Below are 1,590 nucleotides of genomic sequence, written 5' to 3'. Positions count from 1 at the left end.
CCGTAGCCGTCGGAGTCGTAGCCGCCTCCGTAGTCGTTCCCGTAGTCGTTCCCGTAGCGGCCGGTCGGGCCCACGGCCCGCAGTTCGAAGCCGCCGCCGAACGCCTGGAGCAGCATCGCCAGCGCGATCCGCAGTCGGTCGGTCCATCCGACGACGACCGTGTCGTCCTGCCCGTACGTGGGTATGGCGAGCGCCACCGCGAGGGCGATCAGCAGTCCGCTGGGCCAGGCCGCCGCCTTCGCCGCACCGGCCCCGCCGATGGCCCCGACGGCGGCCCCTGCCGGGCCGTCGCCCGTCGGTGAGTTCTTCGGCCGCGTCCTCCGCGGCGGCTGGGCCGGTGCGGCGAAGGCGGCGGCCTGGCCCAGCGGACTGCTGATCGCCCTCGCGGTGGCGCTCGCCATACCCACGTACGGGCAGGACGACACGGTCGTCGTCGGATGGACCGACCGACTGCGGATCGCGCTGGCGATGCTGCTCCAGGCGTTCGGCGGCGGCTTCGAACTGCGGGCCGTGGGCCCGACCGGCCGCTACGGGAACGACTACGGGAACGACTACGGAGGCGGCTACGACTCCGACGGCTACGGCATGGACGGGGACATGACGCAGGGCGGCGCCGTGCTCTCCGTCGTCCCGCTGACCGTCACCGTGCTGTGGCTGGGAGCGCTGTTCCTGGCGGCCAGGGCGGCCCGCAAGCGGGGCGACGGCATGGAGTCCGCGGTCCGGATCAGCCTCGTGGCCTCGGCCGTCGTGCTGGTGCTCGGACTGTTCTCCCAGCCCGAGATCGCCGGGGTCTCGGTCTCGTCCGCGCCGCTGCTCGCCACGCTCGGGGCCCTGGCGCTGTCGCTGCTCGTCACCGCCGGGGCGCTGTACCGCGACGAGTCGGGCCGGTGGCGGGCGCAGCGGCCCGCCGCGCACGCCGCGGTCCGGGTGGCCGGGACGGCGGTACGGGCGCTCGGCGCCGTGCTCCTGCTCTGCTCCCTGATCGGGTTCATCTCCTACGCCAACCTCGACGACGTGGACGGCGAGGCGATGCTGATCGCGCTGCCGCTGCTGCCGAACATCGGGCTCGCGGTGCTCGGCGTGAGCTGGGGCGCCCCGGTCGAGTACGACGTGCGGGGCCAACTCGGTTACCTCGGCTCGGGGATGGAGCACGGCGGCTTCGGGCTCTCCGAACTGGGCGACGAGGTCGGCGGCTGGGCGGTGACCTGCGCGGTGGTGACCGGTGTGGTGTGTGCGCTCGCGGTGGGCGTCATGGCCGCGCGGCGCTCGGCGGACCGGCGCGAACAGGCCGCCGCAGGTGCCCTGTTCCTCGCGATGTTCCTGGTGCTGTGCGGTATCGGCGGAGTGTCCACGGAACTGTCGGGCGGCTTCGCGGAGATGGGCGGGCAGGGCACGGCGGAGTTCGCGCCGAGCGTGCCGGACGCGCTGCTGTTCGGACTGCTGTGGGTGGGCGGCGCGGTGTTCGTGGCGCCGTACCTGCTGCGCATGACGGGCGGGGGCGCTCCGCCGGCCCCGCCCGTCCCTCCCGGCTCGATGCCCCCGGGAGCGCCTCCGGTGTACCCGGCCGCGCCCGGTTGCGCCGGTACGACC

2 protein-coding genes are annotated in these 1,590 nt (G+C 74.5%); one reads left to right on the top strand and one right to left on the bottom strand.

Annotated features, from left to right (window positions below):
* A partial coding sequence (locus tag EAO76_RS40645; protein ID WP_222872250.1) for a hypothetical protein occupies positions 1–197 on the bottom strand: 197 nt, incomplete at its 3' end.
* Between EAO76_RS40645 and EAO76_RS40640 the strand changes: the two genes are divergently transcribed.
* The coding region (locus EAO76_RS40640; RefSeq protein WP_148841270.1) for a DUF6350 family protein at positions 184–1,590 on the top strand (1,407 nt) is incomplete at its 3' end. The genes EAO76_RS40645 and EAO76_RS40640 overlap by 14 nt on opposite strands.

The sequence above is a fragment of the Streptomyces sp. sk2.1 genome (assembly GCF_008120935.1).
Lineage (GTDB): Bacteria > Actinomycetota > Actinomycetes > Streptomycetales > Streptomycetaceae > Streptomyces.
Note: the sequence above shows the minus strand (reverse complement) of the source record. Positions and strands in the feature narration are given on the sequence as shown.